Genomic DNA, 3879 nt, shown 5'->3' on the forward strand with positions numbered 1-3879 from the left:
CCCGAGCAACAACGAGTTTATCGCCCCTAGGCAGAACCCGAAGGGCAGCGCATGTTTGGCATTTATGCTGCGTTATCGCCTATTTATGGGGAATAACCACACTTCATAGGCTCTGCCTTGCCTAAAAACCAAACATACTGCTGCAAACTCAATCATTTAAGATCAACACGCCCTACTCAAACAAACAGCGAGGTAATTCTCGCTGTTTATTTATATAAGGCCTATTTATGGCTAAAAATCCGCGCTAATAAGTCGGTATAAATGGCCTCAATTTTAAGTAAATCATCAACCGGAACATGCTCGTTTACCTGGTGAATGGTACTATTTTTAACTCCGCACTCAATAACTTGGGTATGCTGGTTTGCAAAAAATCGCCCATCAGACGTGCCACCGCTGGTACTTAACATGGGGTAATTTCCTGTTTGCGCATAAATGGTGTGCTCTAACTGCTGTAATAAACTCCACCCGTTTGTTGGTGCTGTATAATAGGGCTCACACGCTCGCTCCCATTCAACATCAAGGTGCTGAGCGTACTCACTCAGTGCCGCTGATATACACTGCTTTATTTTACTGCTTGTATAACCATGGCTATATCGCACATTAAAGGTAATTTCGCATTCACTAGGCACTAAATTATCAACAACATTATTTATATTAATACCAGTCACTTGCAAGGTGGTTTTAGAGCTTGGCTCATCTTCAGGCCATGTTAAATTGCTTAAACAATTTACAATATTACCCGCAATATGCGCTGCATTTATAGTGTTCTGCGGGTAGGCAACATGTCCAGCCTTGCCATGTACTTTTATACGAGAAGATATAGCGCCTCGGCGACCATTTTTAATTGTATCGCCTACGTGTGCAGAACTTGTCGGTTCACCAACAATACAGCCATCAAGTTGTATATTATTTTTTGCTAGGCGCGCGGCTATTACCTCTGAGCCAAATTCTGCCTCGCCTTCCTCATCGGAGGTAATAAGCCAGTAAAAACGCCCTTTTTTATTTTTTGTATCATTTAATAGTGCCTTAGTGGCACCTAACATAGCCGCCACGCCACCTTTCATATCAGCAGCGCCACGCCCATACACGGCATTATTAATAATATTGCCGGCAAAAGGCGGACTTAACCAGTTGCCCGACTCTGCAGGTACAACATCAATATGCCCAGAAAACGCAACATAAGGCCCTTCTTGCTCAAAATTAATGTAGGCAATTAAATTGGTAACGTCTTTACACATAAACTGCTCACAGTTAAAACCAAGCGCAGCTAACTCATTGCTAAGCCAATCTATGGCACCGCCTTGGTTAGGCGTTACAGATTCAAACCTAATAAGCGTTTGCGTATTTTTGACCACCGCGCTTAAAGGCTTACTTACACTGTTTTGCGATACTTTTGCAACAGACATAACAACACACTCAATAACCATAAGAGAGATTATTAAAGCGCGCCAATATGACCAAATAATGGCAAAGTTAATACAGTGCGATGACTGTTAAATACATGGCAGTGTCAATTAATTAAAATACTTTTTGCAGCAACTTTAATCTAAATCAATAAAAGGATTCACATGCTTCAAACATTTTTGAAACTTTGATCTAGAACAGGTTTTTAACGCTCGGAGGTTGTAATAATAGCGGCAATCAAAAAGTAGTTATTGGAGCACAACATGAAAACCCAAATCAGCATTGCATTACTTACCTCTTTACTTGCTATTACCCCTGCGGCACACGCTAACTTAAGCGTTAATGTTGGCGCTATTAATGTAAATCCAGATAACAGCAGCTCGGCCATTAACGAAGCGCCAACACTGGGCCTTAAAGGCGACTCTGACACGCAGCTAGGTATTACAATCGACTATGCATTTAACGATAAGTGGGTGGTAGAACTTATTGCCGCTACGCCGTTTTCGCACGATGTAAATGGCGCGGGTGGGCTAGCGGGCAATAAGATTGCCGACATAAAACAGCTTCCGCCATCATTGGTTGCGCAATACCACTTTTTAGATACCAGTTACGCGCTACGACCGTTTATTGGTGTAGGGTTAAATTACACCACCTTTTTTGACGAGCAGCCTTCACAAGCGCTAAAAGCAACCCTAGGTACTGATGATGTTGAAGTAAAACTCGATGATTCGTTTGGCTTTATTGCACAAGTAGGCGCTAACTATAAAATCGATCAACATTGGGGGCTACATGCTATGGTATCCATGATTGATATAGATACCGATGCCACTGTGTATGCAAACGGAGCAAAAGCCCTTACATCAACCGTTGAGCTTGACCCAGTCGTTGCTATGTTTGGTGTAAGGTACAACTTTTAGTTAAGTTTGCAGTGCCTATGTTCTATGTGTTTAAGGCCGAAAGGCCTTATTTTATGAAAATTATTTAGGCAGGTTATTCACCTTTTTTTGCTCAAGCATTTCTTTCCAATGCATAATTTCAGCAGGCAAAATAGGCGCCACGCCATCAAACTCGGCTACTTCAAGCATTTCTTCAATAGAAACTATGCCTTTTTTGTTTTTAAACACACCACGCACATACGCTATAGCGTGCAGGCCACGCGCAGAATGAAATTTTTGTTCAATGTAAAAATATTTATGATCCCACCCCACCAGCCTAGTACTGATGGTATAACGCTGCATAGGTTTAATATCGCGAATATAAGTGATGGCTGTCGCATTAACTATAGGAAACCAACGGCGCTTCATTACTTGTTTTAATAAGCCTATTCGCTCAATCATCCAGGTGCGCGACAAGTCCATCATCGCCAAATAACGCGAATTTGTTAGATGCAGGTTTATATCGCAATCTGTGGGTAGTGCTTTGTAATCAATATCTACCGTATCAAGTAACTGTTGGTAGTCACGGTTGCGCTTAATTTTAAAAAATAATAAAAGAAGTCTAATATATAAGTTCACGAGAAGGTCTTACCAGTATAAAGTTAACTCAGTGTAACATAACCACTTGTTAAGGCGAATGTTCCGTTTTACTCTCAAATTATAAATATAAAAAAGTCATAGTATGAAATATAAATTTGCGACACTTTTTACTATCAGTTTATTATGCATTAGCCCCTGCGCATTGGCCGATTTTACAATTAAAGGCTCAGGCACTGTGAGTTACCCCACAGGCATAGAAAAACCATTTAATTTTGGGTTTGCATGGCAGCAGCAACTGGGTAAATTTACAATAGGAAATAAAAGCTACGATATGTCGCAATTACCTAATTCATACTCGGTGGCAATCACGTTAGCTAAAGATGATAGCCAAGTGTGGGTACAAGAGTTTAATAATGGCTTTATTGAAACGTTTGAATGGCATATTGGTAAACATACTGTCAGTCTAAAAAAGCAACAATTTAAAGAGCCCGTAAAAGGCAATTACGTAATTGAGCTCAATGGCCGCAGTTACTTTTTTACTCGTAATAACGCAAGCATAGTTATTAATTTTGATGAAAATGGCATAGAAACAATCGCCATTGATGGAGTTACAAAAAACATGGGCACTAAAAACTAAGGCATGTTGACCTTTGCGGATTGAAATTTGTTCAACCTAGGGGCGATTAAATCGCGGCGCGAGGTTTATAACCTAGTGGGCTCGATAACTGCTCCTGCGTTATTCTAATGACTTACATCCATGTAAGAATAAGTAAAAACCAAGCAAAGCTTCCGCGTCCTGCTCACGCCCCTTACCAACATCCATGTAGGCAACAAAGAGTTGATCGCCCCTAGGCAGAACCCAAAGGGCAGCGCATGTTTGGTATTTATGCTGCGTTATCGCCTATTTATGGGGAATAACCACACTTCATAGGCTCTGCCTTGCCTAAAAACCAAACATACTGCTGCAAATTGAACCGCCCAAGGGCAACACGCGCTCAGT

4 protein-coding genes are annotated in these 3879 nt (G+C 41.1%); 2 read left to right on the forward strand and 2 right to left on the reverse strand.

Features of this window, described 5'->3' with window-relative positions; all coding sequences use genetic code 11:
- Positions 1–221: 221 nt before the first annotated feature.
- Entirely contained in the window at positions 222–1406 is a 1185-nt protein-coding gene (dapE, locus tag CWC17_RS15975; protein WP_138613996.1) for a succinyl-diaminopimelate desuccinylase, read from the reverse strand.
- A 261-nt stretch (positions 1407–1667) separates the two neighbouring features.
- Here dapE and CWC17_RS15980 point away from each other — a divergent pair, with 261 nt between their 5' ends.
- Positions 1668–2321 carry an OmpW/AlkL family protein gene (locus CWC17_RS15980; RefSeq protein ID WP_138540851.1) on the forward strand — a complete coding sequence of 218 codons (654 nt, stop codon included), beginning with the start codon at positions 1668–1670 and terminating at the stop codon, positions 2319–2321.
- A 60-nt stretch (positions 2322–2381) separates the two neighbouring features.
- Here CWC17_RS15980 and CWC17_RS15985 read toward each other — a convergent pair whose 3' ends face one another.
- The gene (locus CWC17_RS15985; RefSeq protein ID WP_055015838.1) at positions 2382–2918 is read right to left on the reverse strand and encodes a thioesterase family protein; all 537 of its coding nucleotides are present in this window, start codon (positions 2916–2918) and stop codon (positions 2382–2384) included.
- A gap of 103 nt (positions 2919–3021) precedes the next feature.
- Between CWC17_RS15985 and CWC17_RS15990 the strand changes: the two genes are divergently transcribed.
- Positions 3022–3516 carry a hypothetical protein gene (locus CWC17_RS15990; RefSeq protein ID WP_138613998.1) on the forward strand — a complete coding sequence of 165 codons (495 nt, stop codon included), beginning with the start codon at positions 3022–3024 and terminating at the stop codon, positions 3514–3516.
- Positions 3517–3879 lie beyond the last annotated feature (363 nt).

It is taken from the genome of Pseudoalteromonas sp. S3785 (genome assembly GCF_005887365.1).
Lineage (GTDB): Bacteria > Pseudomonadota > Gammaproteobacteria > Enterobacterales > Alteromonadaceae > Pseudoalteromonas.